The organism is Nocardia canadensis (assembly GCF_032656385.1).
Taxonomy (GTDB): domain Bacteria; phylum Actinomycetota; class Actinomycetes; order Mycobacteriales; family Mycobacteriaceae; genus Nocardia; species Nocardia canadensis.
The window spans coordinates 516,446-541,788 of sequence record NZ_JAVCWB010000010.1 but is presented as its reverse complement, the minus strand read 5'-3'; the positions used below and the strand labels follow the sequence as shown (position 1 = coordinate 541,788).

General features: G+C 71.6%; 19 protein-coding genes. 10 read left to right on the top strand and 9 right to left on the bottom strand.

From position 1 onward, the window contains the following. The first annotated feature begins 141 nt into the window (after positions 1–141). Positions 142–438 (top strand): Asp-tRNA(Asn)/Glu-tRNA(Gln) amidotransferase subunit GatC, encoded by a 297-nt coding sequence (gatC, locus tag Q7X29_RS26135; protein ID WP_067493225.1) that lies wholly within the window; start codon positions 142–144, stop codon positions 436–438. Further along, positions 435–1,922 carry an Asp-tRNA(Asn)/Glu-tRNA(Gln) amidotransferase subunit GatA gene (gene gatA / locus Q7X29_RS26130; protein WP_218721912.1) on the top strand — a complete coding sequence of 496 codons (1,488 nt, stop codon included), beginning with the start codon at positions 435–437 and terminating at the stop codon, positions 1,920–1,922. The genes gatC and gatA overlap by 4 nt, the downstream gene beginning before the upstream one ends. 54 nt (positions 1,923–1,976) lie before the next feature. Here gatA and Q7X29_RS26125 read toward each other — a convergent pair whose 3' ends face one another. Both Q7X29_RS26125 and Q7X29_RS26120 read right to left on the bottom strand, forming a co-directional pair. Beyond that, positions 1,977–2,411 carry an SRPBCC domain-containing protein gene (locus Q7X29_RS26125; protein WP_218721911.1) on the bottom strand — a complete coding sequence of 145 codons (435 nt, stop codon included), beginning with the start codon at positions 2,409–2,411 and terminating at the stop codon, positions 1,977–1,979. A gap of 40 nt (positions 2,412–2,451) precedes the next feature. After that, positions 2,452–3,219: a hypothetical protein gene (locus tag Q7X29_RS26120; RefSeq protein ID WP_218721910.1), complete on the bottom strand. Its 768-nt coding sequence runs from the start codon at positions 3,217–3,219 to the stop codon at positions 2,452–2,454. A 165-nt stretch (positions 3,220–3,384) separates the two neighbouring features. On the opposite strand from Q7X29_RS26120, the gene Q7X29_RS26115 reads away from it, so the two are divergent. Both Q7X29_RS26115 and Q7X29_RS26110 read left to right on the top strand, forming a co-directional pair. Further along, the gene (locus tag Q7X29_RS26115) at positions 3,385–4,548 is read left to right on the top strand and encodes a sensor histidine kinase (RefSeq protein WP_316575653.1); all 1,164 of its coding nucleotides are present in this window, start codon (positions 3,385–3,387) and stop codon (positions 4,546–4,548) included. 39 nt (positions 4,549–4,587) lie between these two features. After that, entirely contained in the window at positions 4,588–5,253 is a 666-nt protein-coding gene (locus tag Q7X29_RS26110) for a response regulator (RefSeq protein WP_218721908.1), read from the top strand. 10 nt (positions 5,254–5,263) lie between these two features. Here the strand turns inward: Q7X29_RS26110 and Q7X29_RS26105 are convergent, their stop codons facing one another. After that, positions 5,264–6,160, bottom strand: coding sequence for a serine hydrolase (locus Q7X29_RS26105; RefSeq protein WP_316575652.1), 897 nt, complete (start codon positions 6,158–6,160; stop codon positions 5,264–5,266). A 196-nt stretch (positions 6,161–6,356) separates the two neighbouring features. On the opposite strand from Q7X29_RS26105, the gene Q7X29_RS26100 reads away from it, so the two are divergent. Next, the gene (locus Q7X29_RS26100) at positions 6,357–9,752 is read left to right on the top strand and encodes a protein kinase domain-containing protein (protein WP_316575651.1); all 3,396 of its coding nucleotides are present in this window, start codon (positions 6,357–6,359) and stop codon (positions 9,750–9,752) included. A 222-nt stretch (positions 9,753–9,974) separates the two neighbouring features. Here Q7X29_RS26100 and Q7X29_RS26095 read toward each other — a convergent pair whose 3' ends face one another. Genes Q7X29_RS26095 through Q7X29_RS26085 form a run of 3 tightly spaced genes read right to left on the bottom strand, consistent with a single transcriptional unit; the run spans position 9,975 to position 13,546 of the window. After that, positions 9,975–12,467, bottom strand: coding sequence for an ABC transporter permease (locus tag Q7X29_RS26095; RefSeq protein ID WP_316575650.1), 2,493 nt, complete (start codon positions 12,465–12,467; stop codon positions 9,975–9,977). Then, entirely contained in the window at positions 12,464–13,186 is a 723-nt protein-coding gene (locus Q7X29_RS26090; protein ID WP_255586542.1) for an ABC transporter ATP-binding protein, read from the bottom strand. Before Q7X29_RS26090 ends, Q7X29_RS26095 begins: the two co-directional genes overlap by 4 nt. Before the next feature lie 36 nt (positions 13,187–13,222). Further along, positions 13,223–13,546, bottom strand: a complete 324-nt coding sequence (locus tag Q7X29_RS26085; RefSeq protein WP_316575649.1) for a hypothetical protein — start codon at positions 13,544–13,546, stop codon at positions 13,223–13,225. A gap of 156 nt (positions 13,547–13,702) precedes the next feature. Here Q7X29_RS26085 and Q7X29_RS26080 point away from each other — a divergent pair, with 156 nt between their 5' ends. The 3 genes from Q7X29_RS26080 to Q7X29_RS33130 all read left to right on the top strand — a co-directional run bounded on the left by Q7X29_RS26080 (position 13,703) and on the right by Q7X29_RS33130 (position 19,270). Continuing rightward, positions 13,703–15,025: a sensor histidine kinase gene (locus Q7X29_RS26080; protein WP_316575648.1), complete on the top strand. Its 1,323-nt coding sequence runs from the start codon at positions 13,703–13,705 to the stop codon at positions 15,023–15,025. Beyond that, positions 15,022–15,711, top strand: coding sequence for a response regulator transcription factor (locus Q7X29_RS26075; protein ID WP_316575647.1), 690 nt, complete (start codon positions 15,022–15,024; stop codon positions 15,709–15,711). The genes Q7X29_RS26080 and Q7X29_RS26075 overlap by 4 nt, the downstream gene beginning before the upstream one ends. 100 nt (positions 15,712–15,811) lie before the next feature. After that, entirely contained in the window at positions 15,812–19,270 is a 3,459-nt protein-coding gene (locus Q7X29_RS33130) for a protein kinase domain-containing protein (protein ID WP_394358734.1), read from the top strand. A 48-nt stretch (positions 19,271–19,318) separates the two neighbouring features. Here the strand turns inward: Q7X29_RS33130 and Q7X29_RS26065 are convergent, their stop codons facing one another. Genes Q7X29_RS26065 through Q7X29_RS26055 form a run of 3 tightly spaced genes read right to left on the bottom strand, consistent with a single transcriptional unit; the run spans position 19,319 to position 22,846 of the window. After that, complete coding sequence (locus tag Q7X29_RS26065; protein WP_316575646.1) at positions 19,319–19,828, bottom strand: NADPH-dependent FMN reductase; 510 nt, start codon at positions 19,826–19,828, stop codon at positions 19,319–19,321. Between the two features lie 12 nt (positions 19,829–19,840). Continuing rightward, positions 19,841–20,506, bottom strand: a complete 666-nt coding sequence (locus Q7X29_RS26060) for a hypothetical protein (RefSeq protein ID WP_218719193.1) — start codon at positions 20,504–20,506, stop codon at positions 19,841–19,843. An 18-nt stretch (positions 20,507–20,524) separates the two neighbouring features. Continuing rightward, entirely contained in the window at positions 20,525–22,846 is a 2,322-nt protein-coding gene (locus Q7X29_RS26055; RefSeq protein ID WP_316575645.1) for an FdhF/YdeP family oxidoreductase, read from the bottom strand. 303 nt (positions 22,847–23,149) lie between these two features. Between Q7X29_RS26055 and Q7X29_RS26050 the strand changes: the two genes are divergently transcribed. Both Q7X29_RS26050 and Q7X29_RS26045 read left to right on the top strand, forming a co-directional pair. Next, positions 23,150–24,415, top strand: a complete 1,266-nt coding sequence (locus tag Q7X29_RS26050) for an FUSC family protein (protein WP_316575644.1) — start codon at positions 23,150–23,152, stop codon at positions 24,413–24,415. A 1-nt stretch (position 24,416) separates the two neighbouring features. Continuing rightward, positions 24,417–25,343: a LysR family transcriptional regulator gene (locus Q7X29_RS26045; RefSeq protein WP_316576342.1), complete on the top strand. Its 927-nt coding sequence runs from the start codon at positions 24,417–24,419 to the stop codon at positions 25,341–25,343.

The window sequence follows — 25,343 nt, the reverse complement described above, 5'->3', positions numbered from 1 at the left end:
CGGGCTATCGAGTCGAAGTATGCGCCCCTGGGCGCGACATGCGCGAACTTTCGCGCGAGGCGGGTGCGTCCGGCCCCGTCACCCGCCCTCGATAGGCTGTGGGCAACTAGTTCCCATACCTAAGCCGAAAGGGGTCCCGCGGTGCCCGCAATCTCCCGTGACGAGGTCGCTCACCTCGCCCGGCTGTCCCGGCTGGCGTTGACCGACGCCGAACTCGACCAGTTCGCCGGTCAGCTGGATTCGATCCTCAGCCACGTGCGGACCATCTCCGAGGTCGCCGCCGACGTCCCCGCCACCGCGTCGCCGAACCCGACGACCAATGTGACCAGGCCCGATGTGGTCGTGCCCGGTCTGACTCCCGAGCAGGCGCTGGACCAGGCGCCCGCCGTGGAAGAACAGCGTTTCCTGGTCCCGCAGATCCTGGGAGAGGGCGAATGAGCGAGTTGACCCAGCTGTCGGCCGCCGAGCTGGCGGCCAAGATCCACGGCGGCGAGGTGTCCTCCACCGAGGTCACCCGCGCGCACCTGGATCGGATCGCCGCGGTCGACGGTGAGCTCAACGCGTTCCTGCACGTCGCGGGGGACGAGGCGCTGGCCGCGGCCGCCGTGGTCGACGCCGCGCTGGCCGCCGGCGAGACGCCCGCCTCGCCGCTGGCGGGAGTTCCGTTGGCGCTCAAGGACGTTTTCACCACCACGGACATGCCGACCACCTGCGCCTCGAAGGTGCTGGAGGGGTGGATGTCGCCCTACGACGCGACGGTCACCTCGCGGCTGCGCGCCGCGGGCATCCCGATCCTGGGCAAGACCAACATGGACGAGTTCGCGATGGGCTCCTCCACCGAGAACTCGGCCTACGGCCCGACCCGCAACCCGTGGGACACCACCCGCATCCCGGGTGGTTCCGGCGGAGGTTCGGCGGCGGCGCTGGCCTCGTTCCAGGCGCCGCTGGCGATCGGCACCGACACCGGCGGCTCCATCCGTCAGCCCGCCGCGGTCACCGCGACGGTCGGCGTGAAGCCCACCTACGGCACCGTCTCGCGCTACGGCCTGGTCGCCTGCGCGTCGTCGCTGGACCAGGGCGGTCCGTGCGGTCGCACGGTGCTCGACACCGCGCTGCTGCACGAGGTGATCGCCGGCTACGACCCGCGTGACTCCACCTCCCGTGACGTGCCGGTGGCCCCGGTGGTCGCCGCGGCCGAGCAGGGCGCCAACGGCGACCTGACCGGCGTGCGCGTCGGCGTGGTCCGCGAATTGCATTCCGACAGTTACCAGCCCGGCGTGCTCGCTTCCTTCGACGCCGCGGTCGCGGTGCTGAAGGAACTGGGCGCCGAGGTGATCGAGGTGTCGTGCCCGAACTTCGAATACGCGCTGTCGTCGTACTACCTGGTGATGCCGTCGGAGGTGTCGTCGAACCTGGCGCGCTTCGACGCCATGCGCTACGGCCTGCGCGTCGGTGACGACGGCAGCCACAGCGCCGACCAGGTGATGTCGCTGACCCGCGAGGCCGGTTTCGGTCCCGAGGTGAAGCGCCGCATCATCATCGGCACCTACGCGCTCTCGGCCGGCTACTACGACGCCTACTACGGTCAGGCGCTCAAGGTCCGCACGATGATCGCGCGCGACTTCGACGCCGCCTACGAGCAGGTCGACGTGCTGGTCTCGCCGACCAGCCCGTTCACCCCGTGGAAGCTGGGCGAGAAGGTCGACGACCCGCTGGCCATGTACCTGTCGGACCTGTGCACGCTGCCGACCAACCTGGCCGGGCACTGCGGCATGTCGGTGCCGTCGGGCCTGTCGGCCGACGACAACCTGCCGGTGGGCCTGCAGATCATGGCCCCCGCGCTGGCCGACGATCGCCTGTACCGGGTGGGCGCGGCCTACGAGGCGGCGCGCGGCGCGCTGCCCGCGCCCGCGGGCCTCTAGCGTCGGAACCGAGCGGGGTGCGCTGGGCCGAATCGGCCTGGCGCACCCCGTTTTTCAGATTTCGGTCGCGCGCTTGCCGACGCCGGCGGTCATCGCGGCGAAACCGGCGCGCAGATGCTTGCCGAGGGCGAGTTCGACGACGGGGCTGAGCCAGCCGGCCAGGGTGAACCGCGACTCGTAGCGGGTGCGGTTGGGGCCGAGCGCGACCACGGTGTGCGAGCGCAGGCTGTGCAGGGCGCCCAGCGGCACCGGCTTCATCGTGTAGCTGAACTCGGTGCCCGGGGTGTGGCTGCGGATCCACTCCCGCTGCGGGCGCCGGTTGGGGCCGAGTTGCACCCGCATGTCGATGGGCGAGCCGGGTTCCAGCGTGGTCGCCGCCTCGTAGCAGAAGGTGTTCCATTCGCCGTAGCGGTCGAAATCGGTGAGCACCCGCCACACCGTCTCGGCGGGGGCGTCGATCTCGATCGTTTCGTCGATAGTGAGGGCCATGCGGAAAAACTAGGACATGTTCTAGTTTTCGGCAACCGGGTCAGACCAGCCGCCGCCTGCGCTTGCGCAGGGCGTCGATGATCACCGCCGAGGCCGCCGTCACCGCGAACAGGCCGAGCACGGTCCGGGCCAGCGGCCACAGGTTCGGGCGGTCGGCCGGGTCGGTCGTGGCGAAGACGTTCTCCACCACCGGGGCGCCGTACTCCTGCCTGCGCGAGTTCACGTCGACCGCGGTGAAGGCGATATCGGCCATCACCCCGCAGCGGGCCCGGGAGAACTCGTCGTCGCGCGACTCGCAGGCCGTGTGGATGCGCCGGTTCAGCGCCGCGTCCACCGCGCGCCGCGCCCACGGGCCCAGCGGCTCGTCGACCCGTTCGGCGTAGCGCAGCATGTCGTAGCCCAGGTCGTGGGCCTTGCAGGCGGGGCCGAACTCGGCGGGCAGCGTCACCGGGGACGAGCAGCTACCGTTCGGGTTGACCAGCAGGCCGTCCTGCTGGGCCGGGTCGTAGCCGAACTTGTAGCCGAAGTCGCGCGGGATCAGCGCGGTGGCGTCGGGGTCGTCGTCGGTGAGCGCGCGCACCACCGCGGCCGCGGCCGCGTTCTCGGTGCCGCCACCGGGCGTGGTGCCCATGGCGCCGGGCGCGGACATGACGACGGCGGCGGCCATGGCCAGGCCCGCGGTACACAGGGCGACACCGCTGCGGCGGCGATGCGCGGCTTCGGCCGGGGTACCGGTGTTCGACGAGGCGGCGGAGACGGCGGTACGGGCACGGCGAGCGGCGGGTACCTGGCGAAGCGGGGTGTTCATGGCCTCCGACGATAAGGAGCGGGTCCGGTGGCGGGCATCCCGCTGTGGACCGGTTCTCGGGGCGCGCGGGCGGGTGACCCGGCGCCGGGGTCACACCAGGGTAGGGGGTCCGAAATCGTTCGTGGGTATGAGGTCCGCTGACCGGACGGTTCGTAGGCTCGAGCCATGCCCGGACAACTGCGCCCCGTCGCGCGCCGCATCACCGCTCGCACGTGGTTCGACCTCGCGACGGTCGCGGTCGCGCTGGTCCTGTACAGCGTGGCCTGGCCCACCCTGTTCGTCACCCACGACGTGCCCGCGGGCCTGGCCCCGCTGCTGGCGGCGATGGCGGTGTTCCCGATCCTGTTCGTGCGGGTCAACCCGGCCCTGGGCTGGGCGATCTCGGCGGGCGCGGCGCTGCTGTTCTCGATCGCCATGACGCCGCTGCCCGACAACGACCTGCCGTTCCAGGTCGTGCACGTCATCGTGCTGTTCGTGCTGCTGTTCGCGGTGGCGCTGCGGGCGGCGGTACCGATCATCGTGGTGGCCTGGGCGGCCCAGTCGATGCTGTTCGCCACCACCATGCCCGGATCCGCCGACGGGCCGCTGTGGGGCTGGGTGGTCGGCTTCGGCGCGCTCGCGCTGTTCGGGTACCTGCTGCGCACCGTGGTCGCCTCGCGCCGCAAGCTGGAGCGCCAGGAAGAGGTCACCGAGCTCGAACGCGCGCGCAGGGCGATCCTCGAGGAGAAGGCGCGCATCGCCCGTGACCTGCACGACGTGGTCGCCCATCACATGTCCATGGTGGTGGTGCAGGCGCAGACCGCGCCCTACCGGATCGACGATCTCGACGCGGCCGCGCGCGCGGAATTCGAGTCCATCGGCGCCACCGCGCGCACCGCGCTCAACGAGATCCGCGGGCTGCTCGGGGTGCTGCGCAGCGACGGTCAGCTGCCCGAGCACGCGCCGCAGCCGCGTGCGGCCGACGTGCCCGAGCTGTGCGCCTCGGCCCAGCGGGCGGGTCTGCCGGTCGAGTGGAGTGTGCGCGGTGAGCTGGCGGCGGTGCCGGAGACGACCGGGCTGACCGTCTACCGGGTGGTGCAGGAGTCGATGGCGAACTCGGCCAGGCACGCGCCGGGCGCGCCGGTGCACGTCGCCGTCGCGGTCGATCCCGGGATGGTGATGGTGACCGTGCGCAACGCGGCCGCGGCGGCCGTCGGCGGGCCCGGCGCGGGCGGCGGACACGGGATCGACGGCATGCGGACCAGGGTCGAGGCGGTCGGCGGCGAGCTGGCGGCCGGACCCACTCCGGACGGCGGGTTCGAGGTCTCGGCGAAACTGCCCACACCGTAGGCCTCTTCGCCTCGTCCGCACGCCCATTAGGGTGGTCGAGTGGCTATTACCGTTTTGATCGCCGACGACCAGGCGATGGTGCGGCAGGGTTTCGGCGCGCTGCTGGCCGCCCAGCCCGACATCAGCGTCATCGGTGACGCGCCGGATGGCCGGGTCGCGGTGGCCGAGGCCAAGCGGTTGCGCCCCGACGTGGTGCTCATGGATGTGCGCATGCCGGAGATGAACGGTCTCGACGCCGCCCGGGCCATCCTCGCCGCCGGCTTCGATCCGCCGGTGCGGGTGCTGATGCTGACCACCTTCGACATCGACGACTACGTCTACGAGGCGCTGAGCTTGGGCGCGAGCGGGTTCCTGCTCAAGGACGCGCCCGCCGAGGAACTGGTGCGCGCGGTCCGCGTCGTCGCCGACGGTGAGGCGCTGCTCGCGCCGACCATCACCCGTCGCCTGATCGCCGATGTCACCCGCAGGCGCAACACCGTGCGCACGCCCGCCGCCCCCGCGCTCACCTCGCTGACCCCGCGCGAACGCGAAGTGCTCGAGCTGGTGGCCAAGGGCCTGTCCAACACCGAGATCGCCGAGGCGCTGTTCGTCGCCGAGCAGACCGTGAAAACCCATGTCTCCAAGGTCTTCTCGAAGCTCGGCCTGCGCGACCGGGCGCAGGCGGTGGTGCTGGCCTATGAATCCGGCCTGGTCGTCCCCGGCTGAGCCGGTGCGCTCAGCGCGGGCAGACGCCGCCGCGCAGCTCCGGCAGGTGCCGCGACAGCAGCAGCGCCATCCGGTCCAGCAGCGCGGTGGTGTCGTCGAAGGTGCCCGAATCCGCTTGCGCGGCAAGAGCGACCGCCAGCAGGCCGCTGCCGACCGGCACCAGCCCGAACTGGCGCACCGTGTAGACGCCGGTGTCGTCGTCGGGGCCCCAGCCACCCTTGAACTCGGTGCCGTCGAGCTGACCCAGCCCCCAGCCCTGCTCGGGGGTGATCTCGCCCATCAGCTGCCGGACCAGCTCGGTGTGCGGCAGGCAGGGCAGGCGCGAGGCGAAGCGGACCTGATTGGCCAGCGACCATTCGGTGCCGCCGAAGGACGTGTAGTCGAGTTCGGTGCGCAGATTCTCCTTGCCGGTGGAGATGTCGCCCGCCTCGTCGAGGACCTCCTGCACGGCCTCGGCGGCTTCCTCGCCGTCGCCCAGGGATTGCCACAGGCCCTCGGCGGCGTCGTTGTCCGACACCGTGATCGCGGCCTGCACCATCTCGAAGATGGACTCGTCCTGATCGTGGCGCAGCGCGGCCACCGCCAACGGGACCTTGATCGTCGACCAGGCGATGCCGGTGGTCCAGTCGCCGTAGATCGTCATCCGGCCGCCGCCGACCGGCATCAGCGCCATGCCGACCTGGCCCGGCAGTTGCGCCTGCAGCTGGGTGAACTCCGCGGCCAGCGAATCGGGCAGCATGATGGACAGGCCGGGGTGCCAGGCGTCTTCGCTGTTCACCGTGACCGTGGGCGCGCTCACGGCGGTCGGGGTACCCGGCAGGGCACACGAGGCGGACAGCGCGGCCGATGCCAGCACCACACACTGCAGCAGCCTGCGACAGGCAGCCGCCTTTCCGGTCGACTTCACCACCGAATCCTCCCCACCACCCACTGCGCGTCGGCGCCCTGCTCCGGCGGTGCAAACTACTCGTCGAGCGCGCCCGGACAATACCGGACGACCGTTAGCAAGTTTCACCGATTTTCGGCGAGAATTCGAATGAACGTGGTCACACCGCTGCGCGGGTGCCATGCTGGTCCGCCACAGGCGCCGGAAGGGGGTCGCAGTGCTCGACATCGGTGAGGTGTTCGCCGGGTTCACCATCGAGCGGATGCTCGGCCAGGGCGGCATGGGCACGGTGTATCTGGCGCGGCATCCGCGGCTGGACCGGTTGACCGCGCTCAAGCTGCTCAACCGCGATCTGTTCGCCGACGAACGGGTGCGCGCCCGCTTCGAACGGGAAGCGGATCTGGCGGCCGGGCTCGATCATCCCGGCATCGTCACCGTCTTCGACCGCGGCACCGAGGGCGAGCAGCTGTGGATCAGCATGCAGTATGTCGACGGGATCGACGCGGCGACCGTCGATCCCATGACACTGCCGCCGGAACGGGCCGTGCAGATCGTCGAAGGGGTTGCCGACGCACTGGATTACGCGCACAGCAGGGGAGTGCTGCACCGGGACGTGAAGCCGGCCAACATCCTGTTGGCCCGCTCCGGCGGCGGTCAGGGCGAGCGGATGTTCCTGACCGACTTCGGTATCGCCCGCCTGCGCGCCGATTCCACCCACCTGACCCAGCAGGGCATGTTCACCGCGACCCTGGCCTACGCCTCGCCCGAACAGATGACCGGCGCCGAACTCGACCACCGCTCCGACCAGTACTCCCTGGCCTGCGCCCTCTACTGGCTGTTCACCGGCATCGCCCCGTTCGACTCGCCGGACCCGAACGAGATCATCCGCGGCACCCTCTACCTCAACCCGCCGCCTCTGGCCCTGCGCCGCCAGGGCCTGCCCCCCGCCCTGGACGCCGTCCTCGCCGCCGCCATGGCCAAACACCCCGCGGCCCGCTTCGATTCGTGCGCCGCCTTCGCCAAGGCCGCCCGCCAGGCCCTGACCTCCAACACCCCGCCCGCCCTGCCCCGGCCCCCGGCCAACACGCCCGCCTTCTACCCACCCGCCCCCGTGGGCCCCTACCCCCCGCACGCCCCCGGCTACGGCCCCAACCCGGCCCAGCCGATCCCTCCCGCGCCCCAGTCCCCGTGGCGCCCACCCCACCAGGCCCCGGTCCCCGCCGCACCCCGGGCCCCCGGTCCACCGCCCGCCGGATACGCCGCCCCGGCCGCTCAGCCGCCGGTGGCGCAGCAGGGTGCCCAGCCGCCTGCTGTCGAGCCGCCCGTGGCGTACCCGGTGCCCAGCGGTCAGCCGGCACCGCAACCGCCGGTGGCGCAGCAGTCGCCGGCGCGACAGCAGAGTGCGCAACCGCCTGGCGCGCCACCGTCGCCTGTGGCACCGCAGGTACCGGTGGTGCGGCAGGGCGCGCGGTCGTCTGCGGCCGAGCCGCCCGTGGCCTACCCGGCGCCTGGGGTTCAGCCGGCCCCGCAACCGCCTGTGGCGCCACAGCCGTCCGCTGCTGAGCCGCCTGTGGCCTACCCCGTGCAGGAGGTTCGGCAGGCCGCACATGAGCCAGTGGGGCAGCCCGGTTCTGCCGTTGGGTCCGACTTCCCGGCGGTCGATCCGCAGGCGGTGAGGTCCCCGGGCTCGCCCGCTCCGATCGCGAATCCCGTTGCCGAACGACCACACTCGTCCCAGCCGCCGACCGGGGCGATTCCTGCGGTGCCGCAGGCACCCGCGATCCCGCCGACCGACGTACCGGCGCCCGGCCCGCGCCTGCAGGGGGGCTCGACCGGCGCGCAGTCGCCTGTGGCGGCAGGGTCGTCAGGTGGTGTGGGATCCGAGGGTGCTCGGATAACGCCCGGCGCAGAGAGCGATCTTCGGACGCGGGAGGAGGGCCCGGACGGGTCGTCGGTTTCCGCTGTGCCCGGCGGCATCGCTGGTCCGGCAGCAGGGCTGTGGGCGGGCGATTCGGTGGCAGGCTCGGTAACCGGTGGTGGTGCGCCTTCGGCCGACGTAAAAGGCGGCAAGGCTGAGGGTTCCGGGTCCCGCGGGAGTGGTTCGGATGCCGATTCGGTGGTCACCGACGTGGTGCCGATGCCGGATACGGATCAGCTGGATGCCGCCAACGCGAGTGCGCTGACCGAGGTGACGCCGATTGCGCGACCAGCGGAGGAGGCTGGCCGCAGTGCGGAATCGTCCGGTGCTCCAGCCGATTCCGGTCACCCTGCAAGGGGTGTCGGTTCAGGCGTGGCGGCCGCTGAACCGGTACGGGGTGCGCAGGGGCCGCCGCATGCCGCGGCCGCTGTCCCGGCGGAGTCCGATGGTGACCGAGGTGCGGCGTACGGATCGAACCCCGGGCGCAACGATTCGCCGCAGCGAGGCGTCGCGCCGAGTGATGCGACGGCAGCGGCCGGGGGGCCCTCGGCGGCCGAAGGCGTTGCGTCGGGTGGCGCACCGTCGGCGGAGGCGGGACGCTCGGTGTCCGTTGCTGACGGGTTCGGAACCACGGCTGGACCCGAACCAGGGCAACAGGATTCGCGCCGCCCAGCCGCGCCGTCGGACGAGAGCGCATCGCGGGCTCCGGCAGACCACCCGGTCCCGGCCGCCGACGAACGGAACGCGGCTGTGGGGGCGGCCCTCGGGCAGGGAGAGCCGTCCCAGCACGGCCTCGCCACGGGTGGCGAGCCGGGATCGGTGATCGGCCCGCACACGGGACAGGCCGGAGCGCAGGGCGGTGGTGTGCCGCAGGACTCGCCTCCGCCGGGGAGCTCGCCGCAGGCCGGGGGTGCGCTGGCGGGAACACCGCAAGGTGGTGGGGTGCCGGGTGGGCCGGCGATGGGGGCGCCGGGAATGCGCGGGCCGTGGGTGGGTCCGCGGCGGCCGGTGCCGCGGCGGATGTCGCGGGTGCACCGGTTGGGGTGGTTGTTGCTGGCGGCGTTGGTGTTCGCGCTGGTCGGGTTGTTGGTGGCGCTGGTTGTGGTGGTGTTGCCCGACGGGGACGAGGCGGCGGACGCGGCCGGAGGGACGGCGAAGGGTCCGTCGAGTTCGGTCGCGGCGGTGGGGGATTCGTTCGCGGCGAGCCGCCGGGTGTTTCCGACACTGGTGCCGCAGGGGTCCGTGGCGGAGGGGCCGGGGTATCGGGGTGCGCGGTGTGTCGCGGTGCGCGCGGTGAGTGAGCTGGAGTGGAAAGAACCCGCGCTGCAATGGAATCCGATCAGCGCGGGCTGGCAGTGCGAGCGGACCGACAACAATGCCGGGTCGGTGAGTTACCTGGTGCTGGAGTATCCGACGGCGGCCCAGGCGCGGTCGGTCGTGGAGGCGATGCCCGCCGCGGTGCGGTATCCGGGCACCAAGAACGGGGTGCCGTTCTCGTTGCGCCGGTGGGTGGTGCCCGACCAGGCCGGCGTCCGTACCCAGACCGCCCATCAGGTCATGAGTTTCCCCGACGACTCCACCCGCGCGAACTACCTGATCGCGGTGAGCCGCCGGGGCAGCAGCGGCGTGGCGGGCGCCCCACGCCCCACCGCCCAGGACGAGGTGATCGCCTGGTGGGAGGAAGTGCCACTGTGACGCCGAGTGCCGGCGGGAAAGCCGCACGGCCACAGCGTCACTCGATGTGCTGCGCGGCGGAAGCGTGGTGGCACGAGTGCAGCTGGAATGCTGACCGGCGGGTGGTCACGGCCGACGGATATCCGTAGCTGACCCGCCCGAACCGGGCACGCGTCGCCGTCCAGGGACGACTCTGCGTCGCGGCGTCACGCGGGAATCCGCGTGACGCCGCGACAGCACACCTCAGTCGACCGCCAGCGCCGCCACGATCGGCATCCTGGCCGCCCGGAAGGCGGGCGGGATGGACCCGAGCAGGGCCAGGCCGAGGGCGACGGCGCCGTAGACCACCAGCAGCGGGCTCGGCCGATAGACGATGTCGATCGTCATCGCGTGCCCGATCGCCACGGTCGCCAGGTACTGCACGGCCGCGCCGACGACGAGTCCGATAGCGGCGCCGATGAAACCGATGCCCGCGGCCTCGGCCAGCACCGAGCGCAACAGGAATTTACGGTTGGTGCCCATGGCGCGCAGGACGCCGAGTTCGCGGCGCCGTTCCAGCACCGACAGCATCAGCGTGTTGAGCAGCGCCACCGTCGCCACCAGGACGACGATCCACAGGATCATGTTGCTCATGGCCGCGCCCTGCTGCACGCTCGACGAGATGGCGTCGACCATGTCCGCGCCGCTCTCGACATGGAGTTCCTGCGGCACCGCCGCGCGGACGCCGGCGCGCACCGCGGCCGGGTCGGCGCCGGGGGCGAACTTGATCGCCAGGATCGTCTCGCCGGGGCGCTGGTACCACTCCCGCATCTGATCCAGGTTCATCATCACCACGCCCGACACGGCGGTGAAATACGGAATCACCTGCAGCACCGGCACGTTGCGCTCACCCGAGGGGGTCGGCATGGTGATCCGGTCGCCGACGGACAGCTGCATCGAGCGGGCCACGTCACGGGTGACGACGACGCCCTCGCCCCGACCCAGCTGGTCGATCACCGCCTTGTCGACCGCGCCGAGGCGGGCATCGTCGTAGCTGGGCGGGTAGCCCTGCAACATGACCCGTCCGCTGCCGACGGTCGCGAAGGCCATCTGGGCGGGCCGCACGTGCTCGACGCCCGGTACCGCGGCCACGCGCTCGGCGATGTCGGGCGGCAGCACCGGTCCGGTCGGGAACTGTTCCACCGGAGTGGGACTCACATAGAGGTCGGCGTCGCCGAGGCTCTGGAAGGAGTCGGTGGCGGAGTCGACCATATTGCCCGACGCGCCGCCGAGCGCGACGACGGCCGCGACACCGATCATCACCGTCATCGCGGTCGCCCAGACGCGGCGGGGGGCCCGCTCCAGGGTGGTCGCGCCGAGGGCGCCGGGCGCGCCGAACCAGCGCGCGATGCCCGCCGCGGCGCGCACGATCGGGCCGGTCGCGGCGAAACACAGCAGCACGGCCGCGGCGAAGGAGGTCGAGATCGAGGCGAGCGACACCCGGCCGAGATCGAGCGCGGCCAGGGTCACCGCCGCGCCGGCGAAGCCGAGGCCGCCGAGCAGGGCCGCCCAGCGCAGCGGCTTGCTCGACGACGCGCCGACGGTGGCCTCCACCGGGGCGAGCGCCTCGACGGGCGCGACCTTGTACACCTGCCGCGCCGCGATCGCCGCCGCCAGCACGGTGGCGATGACGCAGGCCGCGATGGCGACGGGCACCGCGTAATTCGGCACCATGAACTCGGTGCGGGCCTCCACCGACTGGACGATCGCCGCGGGCAGACGCCCGATCGCGAACCGGCCCATCGCCGCACCGACCGCGGCGCCGATGGCCCCGCCGATGAGTCCGAGCAGCGCCGCCTCGACGAGCAGATCGCGCACCATCGGCCCGCGCTGACTGCCGATCGCGCGCAGCAGCGACAGCGTCGGCCTGCGCTGGGCCACCGCCATGCTCATCGCGTTGTAGATCAGGAACGCCGAGACCATCAGCGCCGCCGCCGAGGACATCAGCGTGGAGTACCGCATGATCTGGATCGCGCCGCCCGCCTGCGCGGTCCGCAGGCTCGGCTCGGCGACCACCGCGCGGCCGTCGACCACCGTGGTGAGGTCGGCGCGCAGTTTCCCGATATCGGTGCCGGGCGCGGCGATGATCTGCACCGAGTCCAGCTTGTCGACCCGATCGAGCAGCAGCTGGGCCAGCGGCAGCGGGGCGGCGACCAGATGGCCGCCGTTGAGCCGGTTGCTCGCCTCGTCGTCGAGCACGCCCGCGACGGTCGCGCTGCCCCAGCCGATCGGGACGCTGTCGCCTTCCTTCAGCCCCATCGCCGCGCCGACCAGCACGCCCTTGGGAGTGGTGAGCAGCTTGTTCGTGTACTTCGACATCGGCGCGGCCAGATCGCTGCCCAGGGCGGCGATAGTGGCGTCGGCACCGATCAGCAGGGCCCGGTCCGGTCCGGCGCCGAGGGTACTGCGCAGCATCGGAACCGCGGTGGTCACGCCGGGCGTCGCGGCGATCCGGGTGAGCAGCGACTGCTCGAACCCGGCGTCGGTGATGCCGGTGATCTCCAGGACGCCGTCGCCGGCCAGGCCCTGGGTGAGCTTGTCGACCGACCCGGTGACCGAGCCGGAGATGCTGAGCACGGCGACCAGCAGCGCCGCCGACACCGACATCACCGCCGTCGACATGAAGGTGCGGCCGGGATGGCGGACCAGTTCCCCGATGTTGAACAGCCGCAGCCGATCCCAGAACGCGGCGATCATGCGTCCACCCGGGCGGGCACGATGTCGTCGGCGTCGATGCGGCCGTCGTGCAGGGTGATCACCCGGTCGCAGTGCGCGACCGCGCCCATGTCGTGGGTCACCATCACCACCGAATTGCCCTGCGCGGTGATCTCGCTCAGCAGATCCAGGATCGACGCGCCGGTCTTGGAGTCCAGGTTGCCGGTGGGCTCGTCGGCCAGGATCAGCGGCGGATCCATGATCAGCGCGCGCGCCACCGCGACCCGCTGCATCTGCCCGCCGGACAGCTCCGCGGGCCGGTGCTGGGCGCGATCACCCAGACCGACGAGCTCGAGCAGTTCCAGTGCGCGCGGCTTGGCCTTGCGTAACCCGGTGCCGTCCAGCAGCTTCGGTACCGCCACGTTCTCCCAGGCCGACAGTGTCGGCAGCAGGTTGAAGAACTGGAAGACGAAACCCACCTGCTGCAGCCGGAACGCGGCCTGCGCGTCCTCGTCGAGATCGCCGATCTCGGTGCCGCGGAAGCGGATCGAGCCCTCGTCGGGGCGATCGAGCGCCCCGAGCAGATGCAGCAGGGTGCTCTTGCCCGAGCCGGAGGGCCCGATGATCGAGGTGAACTGGCCTGCCTCGATGCGCATGCTCACCTCGTCGAGCGCGCGCACCCGCTGATCGCCGACGTGGTACTGCTTGACCACCCGCGTCAGCTCCAGCATCGGCGGTTGCGGCGAATCGTTGTCCGGCATGTCGTGTCCCCCAGGGGTTTTCGGTTGTCGGGAAAGTCAGCGCGCGAAGGCGCGGGTACGGGTAGTCTGCACGGTCGCCGCGTGCGCGTCGAGAATTGCCCGGAGCGCGGGTTGCTCGGCGGCCAGTTCCAGATAGGCCTCGACCGCGGAATGTCCCTCGATCTCGGCCTGTTCGAGCTTGGCGCGCAGGTGATTGTTCCAGCGGTAGGTCAGGGCCTGCAGGAGTCCGTCGGTGCCGCCGAAGAGACGATCCACCTCGGGCAGCTCGGTGAACAGGGCGGGGTCGTTCGGGTCGATCGCTGCCCTGGCGAGCACGGTGTGCACGATCTCGGTGCGTCGATGCTGATCGGTCCAGGTCATGGGCTTCACCTTCCGTGAGCGGTACCGCCAACGCTACGGTCGCGCCGCCGCGGAAGCGTCGTGCCCGGGACCCGACTTCTTCTCCTACCCCGGTAGGAGACCGGGCCCGTTCACGGGACGATGACGGGCCGTGGACGCGACGGCTAGCCTTACCCCATGGAGGTGAGTCACGCCCTTCCCGCGAACCCGGCGGGGCTGCGCAGCCGCTGGCGGCGGCTCGCGGACCGGCCGCGGGACGGGGTGCGGCGCTTCCTCGACACGGTGCGCGAACGCATCGAGTCGCTGCCCTACGACTACCCGCCCGCCGTGATCATCGGCGCCGATGTGGCCCTGCTGGTGGTCACCGGCGCGGCCGTGATCCAGCGGCACTCCTACTTCCCGAGCCCGCTGCCCCTGATCGCGATGGCCACCGCCTTCCTGCCGATCCCGCTGTTCGCGATCTTCGGGGTGAAGCCGCACCCGGCGCTGCTGAAGGGCTCGGCGCTGCTGTCGACCGCGCTGTTCCTGGTGCAGCCGGTCAACGCCGATTTCGCGCCGTTCGTGCTGGTGATCGTCGCCGGAGAGGTGGCCGCGGTCGCCTCGCGCGGGATCACCGTCGGATTCACCGTGGTCGCGATCCTCGAACTGGTCGCGTTCGACCTCGCGGGCAATCTGCAGTGGGGCTCGGGGGAGCGGTTACAGGGGATGCCGATGTACGTCCTCGGCGTCATCCTCGGTGTCTTCGTCGGGGTACTGCTGCAATACCAGCGGCGCTTCCTCTATCAGGAACGTGAGAACCAGGCGATCCGCGCCGGTCAGGCCGCCGACGAGGAGCGACGCCGGATCGCGCGCGAGGTGCACGACGTGATCGCGCATTCGCTCTCGATCACGCTGCTGCACCTGACCGCGGCCCGCCGCGCGCTGCAGACCGACGACGACGTCACCGAGGCGGTGGACGCCCTCGTCGACGCCGAACGGCTCGGCCGACAGGCCATGGCCGACATCCGGCGCACCGTCGGCATGCTCGACACCGGCCCCGCGCTGCGCACCCCCGAGCCCAGCGCCGCCGACATCGACGAACTCGTCGGCGACTTCCGCCGCGCCGGGCTCGCCGTCGACTACGACCGCAGCGGCGACCTGGCCGTCATCGAGGGCGCCGTCGGGCACGCGCTGTACCGGATCGGGCAGGAATCGCTGGCCAATGTCGCCAAACACGCGCCCGGCACCCCGGCGACGGTGTGCCTCGACGTCACCGCCGAGGCGGCCACCCTGGTGGTGACCAACGCGTTGCCGCTCGGCCCGCCGCCACGTCGCGATGTCGGCATGGGTCTGCGTGGCATGCGCAAGCGCACCGAACTGCTCGGCGGGTCGATCAGCGCCGGCGCCGCCGACGACGGGTGGACGGTGCGCGCGCGGTTCCCGCTCAAATCCAGCGCGTGCGCCACGATCACGGCCATGCTGCCCGGTCTGCTCAAGCCCAAGCCCCAGGAGGACATGTGACGGCCGCGGCGCCGATCGACAACCCGGTGACGGTACTGGTCGTCGACGACCAGGAACTGGTGCGCGGCGGGTTGCGCCGGATCCTGCGCAGGCGCGACGGCTTCACCGTCAGCGAGTGCGCCGACGGGGACGAGGTGGTGGCCGCCGTCGCCGCCGACCGTCCCGACGTGGTGCTGATGGACCTGCGGATGAAGCGGGTCGGCGGCATCGATGCGACACGGTTGCTGCGGGCCCGCCCGGACGCGCCGCCGGTCCTCGTCCTCACCACCTTCGACGACGACCAATTGCTCTCCGGCGCACTGCGCGCGGGCGCGGCCGGGTTCCTGCTCAAGGACTCACCCGCCGAGGACCTGATCCGCGCGGTGCGCACGGTGGCCGCGGGCGGCGCGTGGCTCGATCCGTCGGTCACCGGCCGGGTGCTCACCGCCTACCGGACCGTCAAACCGGCCGGGACCCGCACCGATCGCCGGCTCGGCGAACTCACCGCACGCGAGTACGAAGTGTTCGAACTGATCGGCCGAGGCCGGGTCAACAGCGAGATCGCCGCCGCGCTCGGCATCTCCGAAGTCACCGTGAAAAGCCACGTCGGACACATTTTCGGCAAGCTCGACCTGCGTGATCGCGCCGCCGCGATCGTGTTCGCGTTTGACCACGGCGTGGTGACACCGGGAGAATCCTCCTTCTGACGAGCAGGTCTTCGGGCATGCGAGAAGTGGGAGGCGGACGCTGGTGCAGGCACCTGGGTCACGGACGGGGAGCAGGTTCGGTCCGTACGAGTTGCGGTCGATGCTGGGCAAAGGCGGGATGGGCGAGGTCTACGAGGCCTACGACACCGGCAAGGACCGGGTAGTCGCCCTGAAGTTGCTGGCGGAGGAACTCGCCCAGGACCCCGCCTATCAGGTCCGGTTCCGCCGGGAGTCCCAGGCGGCGGCCAAGCTGGCCGAACCGCACGTCATCCCGATCCACGACTGGGGCGTGATCGACGGGGTGCTGTTCATCGACATGCGCCTGGTCCCCGGGACCGATCTGCGGACGGTGCTGCACACGGGCGGGCCGCTGAGTCCCGATCGCGCGGTCGCGGTGGTCGAGCAGATCGCCGCCGCCCTCGACGCCGCGCACGCCGGTGGCCTGGTGCATCGCGATGTGAAACCGGCCAACATCCTGGTGACCCCCGCCGACTTCGCCTACCTCGCCGACTTCGGCATCGCCCACACCGAGGGCGACAGTGCGGTGACCCAGGCCGGGATGGCCATGGGCTCCTACATCTATATGGCGCCGGAACGCTTCGACGTCGGGCCGATCTCGCATCGCGCCGACGTCTACTCGCTGGCCTGTGTGCTGCACGAATGCCTCACCGGTGCCTCGCCGTTCCCCGCCGCGAGCATGAGCGTGCTGATCCGCTCGCACCTGTCCGAGGCGCCGCCGCGCCCCAGCGAGATCCTGCCCGGCCTGCCCGTCACCCTCGACGAGGTCATCGCCCGCGGCATGGCCAAGGACCCGGCCGATCGCTACCCGAGCGCGGGCGCGCTCGCGGTCGCGGCCCGGGATGCCCTCGCCGCCGCGATGCTCCAGGGCGGTGCCCCGATGCGCGCGCCCGGCACGCGCGGTCCCGTCGGCAGTGGACACGGGCCCGCCGCGCCCTTCGGTGCCGCGGGCGCGGCCTTCGGTGCGGCGGCCGCCGCGACCGGCGCCCGTCCGGTGCCGCCCGGTGCGCTGCCCGGCCGCGAGGTGCCCGGTGGCCTGGCCGCCCAGAACGCGCCCGCCGGTGGGACAACCGGTGCGCGCGCTGTGCCCGGTGCGCCCGCGGGGGCTCCTGGTGGACGCGCTGTGCCCGGTGCGCCTGCGACCACGGGTGGACGGGTTGTGCCCGGTGCCACGCCGGCCGGTGGCCGAAGTGTGCCGGGCGGTGCCGCGACGGGCGGGCACCCGGTACCGGGAGGCACGCCCGCCGGCGCCACGACCGGGAGCCGGAGTGTGCCCGCCGGCGCGACGACCGGTGGACGCGCGGTCCCGGGTGCACCGGGGGAGGACGCCCAGGAGCCCGTACCGACGCCGACCGGTGAGTTCCGTGTCGTCGGTGCGGTGACCGCGACCGGTGGCATCGAGACTTCGCGCAGCCAGACCAGCGCGACCGGCGCGCAGCCGACACTGATCATCCGCCCGCCCGCGGCCGCGCCGGGGCAGCCCGAGACCACCGGCTTCCATCGCGTCCCGGTCGAGGGCTCCGGCGAGATCTCCATCCCCGCGGTGATCCAGCCGACCGGCCCCGCCGAGATCCGCCCGGCCGACACCCATTTCACCCCGCTCCCGACGGCGGACGAGCCCGCCGCTCCCGAGCCCCCACCCGCCTACACCCCGGACCAGGGCCTGCCCAAGATGCGCCCGTTCCCGGACGCGCATCTCTACGGCGATGCCCAGCCCGGCGGTACCTCCGGCCCGGTGCCTGCCCCGCCGTTCCCCGCACCCACCGGTTTCGTCCCGCCCGACGCCGACCGCCCGGCTCCGCCGCCTCGCCTCGACGCGCCCTCGGGGCCGGTCCCGCAACGCGCCGCCCCGACCCAGCGGTTCGTCGGCGACGCCCCCGCGACGGAACACCACGGCCCGTCGAACCCGAACTCCCGGTTCGCCCCGGCCCCGGACGATCGATTCGGCCGGTCGGCAGACCTTGTCGACGACAGCCACGCGAATCCCGGTGCCCGACCGGGTGGTCCCGCCCTGCCCGGTCCCGGCCGCGCGCCCGCCGGTTTCGTCGGCCCGGACGCTCGATTCGATGCTCCGGCAGGACCTTTCGACGACAGGCGACCCACTTCGGCACCTCGGTCCGCGCCGACGCAGAAGTTCGACGGCGATCAGTTCGGCCCGGACGTCCGGTTCGGTGGTCCGGCCGACGACACCGATCCGCCCGCCCGCTTCGCTGCCCCGACCGAACAGTTCGGCGGCGCCCCGGACCGTTTCGGCCCGCCGACCGAGCAGTACGACCCGGCGAACCAGCCCTTCGGTGGTGCTCCGAACGACCGGTTCGGACCGCCGATCGAGCCCGCCGACCCGCAGCGGTCGGCGCCGACGCAGCACTTCGGCGGCGCTCCGGACGACCGGTTCGGTCCCGCCACCGAGCAGTACGATCCCCTGCGACCCCTTGCCGCCCCGTCGGGCCCGGACGATCACTTCGGCCCGGCCACCGAGCACTACGATCCGCAGCGGGCGCCCGCGGGCCGGCCTTTCGGTGGTGCGCCGGAGGATCCGTTCGGTCCGGCCACCGAGCAGTACGACCCGCTGCGGTCGGCCGCGACGCAGCACTTCGGTGGCGCCCCCGATGACCGGTTCGGCCCGGCCACCGAGCAGTACGATCCGCAGCGATCCGCCGCGACCCAGCACTTCGGCGGCGCCCCCGACGCCCGGTTCCCCGCGACCGAGCAGTTCGACCCCGCGGATATCGACGCGCAGCGGTCCGCGCCGACCCAGCACTACCAGGGCGGTGGCGAAGGATTCGGTGCGGCGAACGAGCCGGATCCGCAACGCGCACAGGCGACCCGGCAGTATCGGGGTGGCGCGGCACCGTTCCCCGCGCACCAGGCGCCCGACGATCCGGCGCGCGCGGCCGCGACCCAGCACTATGCCGGGGCCGCGCCGGACGCCTACTCCCAGTACGACGATCCGCACGACGCCTATGGCGACCACGCCTACCGCGACCCGGCCGATCCGTACGGCCCCGACCCGGGCTACGCGCCGGATCCGGCCTGGCAGCAGCGCGATTCGCGCCCCCGGCGCTCCCTGCTGCTGCCGATCCTCGTCGGCGTGCTCGCCGTGGTGGTGCTCGCCATCGGCGGCGCGATCGGCTGGCGGCTGATGTCGTCGGCGGACTCGTCGGAGACGACCGGCGCGGCGCCGAGCTCGGCAGCGCCGGCCGGCACCGGCGGTGCTCCCGGGACCACCGCACCGCGGGCGACCACCGCCGCGCCGACCACCTCGGCCGGTCCGGTGACCTTGCCCGCGGGCGCCCAGCCCTGCGAATCCGATAGCGCCGGCGGTGCGTTCGGCAAGGCGGCAGTCGGAACCGCGGTCACCAGTTGCGGTTTCGCCGAAGCGGTGCGGGCGGCCTACGTCAGCGGCGGCACCGCACCGGGTCCGCGACCGGTGGTGGCGGCCAGCCCGGTGACCGGCCGCACCTACACGATGACGTGCACGCCCGAGGGCAAGCTCGTCACCTGCACCGGCGGCGAGAACGCCGTGGTCTACGTCTACTGACCCACGCCGCGGCCGCGGCCCGGACCACGGGCCGCGACCTCCGCCGGGTCAGCTCGCCGACGACGCGACGGCCACCACGGTGTCCCCGAGCCGGGTGACCGTGGCCGGATCACTCCACGACCCGGTGATCGACACACCGTCGGCGACCACCTCGGCGCCCGCCCGGCGCAACCGATCCGCCAGGTTCTGGTTGACCACCTCACCGGGGCCCGCCGTGATCACCGCGACGGGTGTGCCCTCGATCGCCGGCGCCGGGCTCGAACCCGGGTGCGCCAGCCAGGCGATCACGTTCTCGGCCTGCGCGGGCACCTCCGTGCCCTCGTCGGCGAACAGCAGCACGCCGTCGGCTTCCAGCGCCGAGCGCCGCAGCTGATTGGCGATCAGCGGCCGCGCGTCCTCGGTGTCGAGGTCGGGGGTGTAGCCGGGCAGGGTGTCGAGTTCGGCCAGCGTCACCACGTCGACATTGTTGCGGACCGCGACCCGCTGGGCCTCGGTCGCCAGTTGCGCCGCGAGGGAATCCGCACCGGGTGCGGCGACGAGCGCGAGCAGATAGGCCACCGTCGATCCCTCCTACCTGCCCTGCCGGGCGATCTGCTGCGCCGCGGCCTCGATCGCCGCGTCGTCGGCCGCGCTGAGATCGATGACGCCGATCCCGGTGATCCGGTCGGCCAGCGCGTGGTTCTTCTCCTGCAGCCGCAGCGCGAAATCCTCGGCGACATCGGACTTCCCGGTGCCGTGCCCGAGCAGCACGAACGACTCGGTGCCGATCTCCGCGAGCAGCGCGACGGCGAGATCGTCGAAGTAGCGCAGGTACACCTGGTGATCGTCGTGCCCGGTGTGCCGCTCGACCGTGCGCAGATGCCGGGCGACGGTGTCGTGGTTGCGCACGTCGCGCTCGGTGTCGCTGACGCCGGTGGTGTCCAGGTCGAAGTGCAGGATCCGGGCGGTCTCGGCATCCATCGCGACGGCGAACAGCGAGCCGGTGCCCTTCACTTCGGGATGGTCGGCCAGCAGCTGCCGCGCGTGCTCGATGTCGCCGATGGCGACCCGGCCGTCGTGCGGCCGGTGGAAGACCTCGCGGTGCCCGTTCATCCGCACCGCGAGCCGATCACCGGATTCCTGCTCGACCTCGTCGGCGAGGTCCTCCCACAGCGAGACGAACCGGGTCCATTCCAGGTCGCGGGGCGCCGGATGTCCGGTGATCGCCGCCAGCGTCTTGCGGGTATGCGCGTTCACAGTGTTCTCCTCGGCCGGTCAACTCGACGGTGTGACAGTGACTTTCACGCTCTTCATCAGGGGTTGATCGCTCTCGGTGCTGAAATCGCCGATCGCGCACAGCACGTTCATCTCCGGCATGTACCCGGCCGCGCAGCCCGGCGGGATGTCGTAGGGGACCACCTTGTACCGGTGCAGCGAGCGGGTCGACCCGTCGCGGGCGGTGCTGGTGATGTCGACGTCGTCGAACTCCGTCAGCCCGCGCTCGCGCATGTCCTGCTCGTTCATGAAGATCAGCGTGCGCAGGTTCTTCACGCCGCGATAGCGGTCGTTGTCGGAGTAGATACTGGTGTTCCACTGGTCGTGGGAACGCTGGGTGGCCAGGGTGAGCACCCCGGGCGGATTGATGGTGTCGGGCAGTGCCACGGTGGCGAATTCGGCCTTGCCCGAGGGGGTCAGGAAGATCAGTTCGCGCGCAGGCTGGCGGATGCGGAAACCCAGCGGCAGGCGGACGCGACGGTTGTAGTCCTCGAAGCCGGGCAGCACCTTCGACATCACGTCGCGGATGCGGTCGTAGTCCTCGATGTAGTACTCCCACGGCGTCTCGGTCCGCGGCAGCGCGGCTTTGGCGATGCCTGCCAGGATCGCGGGCTCCGACATCAGGTGCGGGGACGCGGGCTTCTTCATGCCCCGCGACATGTGCACCACCGCCATGCCGTTCTCCATCGAGGTGATCTGCGGCCCGCTGCGCTGGTGGTCGCGTTCCGTGCGGCCGATGCAGGGCAGGATCAGCGCGCGTTTGCCGTGGATGACATGGCTGCGATTGAGCTTGGTGCTGACATTGACGGTGAAGCCGCACTTCTGGAACGCCGCGAAGGTGTAGGCGGCATCCGGCGCGGCAGCGACGAAATTGCCGCCCATGCTGAGGAAGAACTCGAGCTTGCCCGCCTGCATCGCCTGGATCGTGGACACCACGTCGTAGCCGTTGGCGCGCGGCGGATCGATCTTGCACACCTGCGCCAGCCGGTCCAGGAACTCCGCGCTCGGATTGTTGTCGATGCCGCAGGTGCGGTTGCCCTGCACATTGCTGTGCCCGCGCACCGGCGACGGACCGGCGCCCTCCCGGCCCAGATTGCCGCGCATGAGCAGCACATTGACGATCTCGCGGATCGTGTCGACACCGTGCTCGTGCTGGGTGATGCCCAGACACCAGCTCATGACGGTGCGGTCGGCGTCGCAGTAGATGCCGGCGGCCTTGCGGATGTCGCTCTCGCTCAGACCCGATTGCCGCTGGATCTCGGCCCAGGTGGTGTCCTTCACCTCGCGCACGTAGTCGTCGAAGCCGACGGTGTAGCGCTCGATGAACTCGTGGTCGAGGGCCTTGGGGTCGGTCTCGGCTTCCTCCAGCACGTGTTTGGCGATGCCGCGCAGCAGCGCGAAGTCGCCGCCGATGCGGACCTGCAGATTCAGGGTGCTGGTCTTGGTGGGGTGGAAGGTGGCCATCGCGGCGAAGTCGTGCGGGATGATCGTGTTGCGCGCGCCCGCCTCGATCAGCGGGTTGACGTGCACGATCTGCGCGCCGCGCTTGTGTGCCTCGGCCAGCGCGGTCAGCATGCGCGGCGCGTTGGAGGCCGCGTTGATGCCCATCACGAACAGCGCGTCGGCCTTGTCCCAGTCCTCGATGTCGCAGGTGCCCTTGCCGGTGCCCAGGGCCGCGTTCAGCGCGCGGCCGCTGGCCTCGTGGCACATGTTGGAGCAGTCGGGCAGGTTGTTGGTGCCGAATTCGCGCACCATCAGCTGGTAGAGGAAGGTGGCCTCGTTGCCGAGCCGGCCCGAGGTGTAGAACGACGCCAGATTCGGGTCGGGCAGTTCGCGCAGCGTCTTGCCGACCATCTCGAACGCGTCCGGCCAGCTGATCGGGACGTAGTGGTCGGTCGCGGCGTCGTAGACCATCGGATGGGTGAGCCTGCCCTGGTCCTCGAGGTCGTAGTCGCTCCAGGTGGCGAGCTCGCTGACGGTGTGCGCGGCGAAGAACTCCGGGGTGCACCGCTTGTGCGTCATCTCCCAGGTGACGTGCTTGATGCCGTTCTCGCAGACATCGAGCTTGAGGCCGTCGGTCGCGTCGGGCCAGGCACAGCCGGGGCAGTCGAAGCCGTGCGAGGCGTGGTTCATCTTGAGAATGGCCTTGGTACCGATCAGCGGTTCGTGCTCCTTGAGCACCATGAACTTGCCGACGGCCAGCGCGGCGCCCCACCCCGCGGCCGGATGGTGATAGGGCTTCACCGACGGAACGGCGTCGCGATCGGCGGGGCCGCTCGGTCCGTTGTCGGGGTCATACGCGGTGTACGGACCGTCAGCCATGACGTGTTCCCTTCGATCGAAAGTGTTCGAAGCCTGTCGGTACCCGGTTGGGATTCTCTACCGCCGAGATCACGGATGGGCGTAGGCCGGGTACCGGCCCACCGACATCGAGCGTGTCGCGCGCGGTTCGAGTGTGTGCCCGCCGGTCCGGTCGCGTCCAAGACAGACTTCCGAGCATCCGATAGGCGCCGCTTATCACTGCCGGTAGAGTCCCGAAAACCGCGTCTCACCTGCGTTTCGACGGTTTGACGCGCGCCGCGCGGGTCGGTGACGATGGTCCATCGGCCCAGGGGAGACCGCCCCGTGACCGACTTTCGGAGGAACCCCTTGCGCACCATCTCGACCCAGGCGCGCCCGGTGATTCGACGGTTCACCACCGACATCGATCATCTGCCCGCTGCCCGGGTGTTCGCCGGCCTGGCCGTGCCCGGCCTGCTGCTCGTCGCGGCGGGCCGCACCGACCTGCTCATCTACGCGGTGTTCGGGTCCTTCACCGGCATGTACGGCTTCGCGGAAGCGCCGCGGCAGCGGCTGGTCCATCAGTGCGAGGCGGCGGTGCTGCTGGTCGGCGCGGTCGGCGCGGGCATCCTGCTCGCCCGGCTGCACGCCCCGCCCGCCGTGCTGGTCGCGGCGGTGGCGGTGTTCGCCGCGGTCGCCTCGCCGATCACCGACCGGCTCGGCCTGCGGCCGGAGGGCCCGTTCTTCGGCATCTTCGCCTTCGGCGCCGTCGCGATGGTCGCGGGTGGCCGGCGTGATCCGCTGTCCGCGCTGGCGGTCTGCGCGCTCACCGCGGCGTTGTGCGTGGTGGTCGGCTATCTCGAGTCGACGCGGCGGGTGCGTCGCGACGACACCCGCGCTGTCCCGGTGACGATTCCGCCGCATCGCACCGGCCGGATCTCGCTGGTGCAGGCGGGCCGCTACGCGCTGGCCATCTCCGTCGCGGGCGGCATCGGCCTGCTGCTCGGTGTCGGCCACGCCAACTGGGCGATGGCGGGCGCGGCGGTGCCGTTGGCGGCCGCCGACTCGCGCGGGCGGATCACCCGCGGGCTGCACCGCGTCGTCGGGACCTTCCTGGGTCTCGCGGTCACGGCCCCGCTGCTGATTCCCGGTCCCAGCCCGGCGATGCTGGGACTGGCGATCATCGCGCTGCTGTACCCGACCGAACTGTTCCTGGCCCGCCACTACGCGGTCGCGCTCGGGTTCTTCACCCCGCTGATCATGTCGATGACCGAATTGGCCGACCCCACCGATCCGCTGACCATGCTCACCGATCGCGCCGTCGACACGGTGATCGGTGTCGCGGTGGGCGTCGCGGTGGCGCTGCTGATCCGCGAACCGGCGCTCGGCACGGCCCCGACCTCCCCGCCGAAGGCATGCGAACCGATGCATACTGTCGACATGGCTGACGACAACCAGTGGTACTACTGCATCAAGCACCATCAGGCCGAACAGGGCAAGACCTGCTGGTACGGCGACCGGATGGGTCCCTACCCGGACCAGGCCACCGCCGAACGAGCACTCGAGATCGCCAAGGCCCGCAACAAGGCCGCCGACGCCGAGGACGACTGAGCTGCTGTTCCGCCAACTCGAGTACTTCGTCGCCCTCGCCCGCGAACGGCACTTCGCCCGCGCGGCCGCGGCCTGCTACGTCTCCCAGCCCGCCCTGTCCGAGGCGCTACGCAAACTCGAACACGAGCTGGGGGTTCCGCTGGTCCGGCGCGGGCGCACGTTCGAGGGACTGACCCCCGAGGGCGAACGACTCGTGTTGTGGGCCAGGCGGATCCTGGCCGACCGCGACGCGCTCGCGCACGAGGTGCACGCGTTGCAGACCGGCCTCACCGGTGACCTGCGGATCGGGGCGATCCCGGCCGCCTCGGGCACCGTCGCCCTGCTGACCGACCCGTTCTGCACCGCGCACCCGCTGGTGCGGATCCGGGTGGAGACCAGCCTGCGTTCGGGCGATATCGTCGAGCGGCTGCGGCGTTTCGAACTCGACGCGGGCATCGTCTACGGCGACGGCGTCGACACCGCGGGCCTCACCCGGACCCCGCTCTACGCCGAACGGCAGGTCCTGCTGGCGGGCACCGATCTGCTGGCGGGCCGGTCCGGGGCGATCAGCTGGGCCGAGGCGCTCGAGATGCCGATGTGCTTGCTGCACAAGGGCATGCGCGGCCGCGATCTGATCGACGACGCCCTGGTCCCCACCGGTCTGGTGCCGTCGCCGCAGGCGGAGACCGATTCGGTGGTGTCGCTGCTCGCGCATGTGAGCACCGGCCGCTGGGCCTGTGTGGTGCCGCAGCCGTGGCTGACGATCTTCCCGCCGCCCGCGGGCGTACGGACCCTGCGCCTGGACGACCCGGCCGTGACCGCCGGGATCGTGCTCGTCACCCCGGCCGTCGAGCCGGGGTCGGTGCTGGTCAAAGCGCTCATCGAGACCGCGCGCACGGCCGGTATCGACGACACCCTGCGGCGCTCGGCGCAGCGGCGCGAGAGCTGA

Coding starts and splice junctions, on each gene's coding strand:
- Q7X29_RS26055 (WP_316575645.1), bottom strand. CDS start 22,846: ATGGCTGACGGTCCGTACACCGCGTATGACCCCGACAACGGACCGAGC.
- Q7X29_RS26120 (WP_218721910.1), bottom strand. CDS start 3,219: ATGAACACCCCGCTTCGCCAGGTACCCGCCGCTCGCCGTGCCCGTACC.
- Q7X29_RS26085 (WP_316575649.1), bottom strand. CDS start 13,546: ATGACCTGGACCGATCAGCATCGACGCACCGAGATCGTGCACACCGTG.
- Q7X29_RS33130 (WP_394358734.1), top strand. CDS start 15,812: ATGCTGGGCAAAGGCGGGATGGGCGAGGTCTACGAGGCCTACGACACC.
- Q7X29_RS26080 (WP_316575648.1), top strand. CDS start 13,703: ATGGAGGTGAGTCACGCCCTTCCCGCGAACCCGGCGGGGCTGCGCAGC.
- Q7X29_RS26125 (WP_218721911.1), bottom strand. CDS start 2,411: ATGGCCCTCACTATCGACGAAACGATCGAGATCGACGCCCCCGCCGAG.
- Q7X29_RS26095 (WP_316575650.1), bottom strand. CDS start 12,467: ATGATCGCCGCGTTCTGGGATCGGCTGCGGCTGTTCAACATCGGGGAA.
- Q7X29_RS26115 (WP_316575653.1), top strand. CDS start 3,385: ATGCCCGGACAACTGCGCCCCGTCGCGCGCCGCATCACCGCTCGCACG.
- Q7X29_RS26090 (WP_255586542.1), bottom strand. CDS start 13,186: ATGCCGGACAACGATTCGCCGCAACCGCCGATGCTGGAGCTGACGCGG.
- gatA (WP_218721912.1), top strand. CDS start 435: ATGAGCGAGTTGACCCAGCTGTCGGCCGCCGAGCTGGCGGCCAAGATC.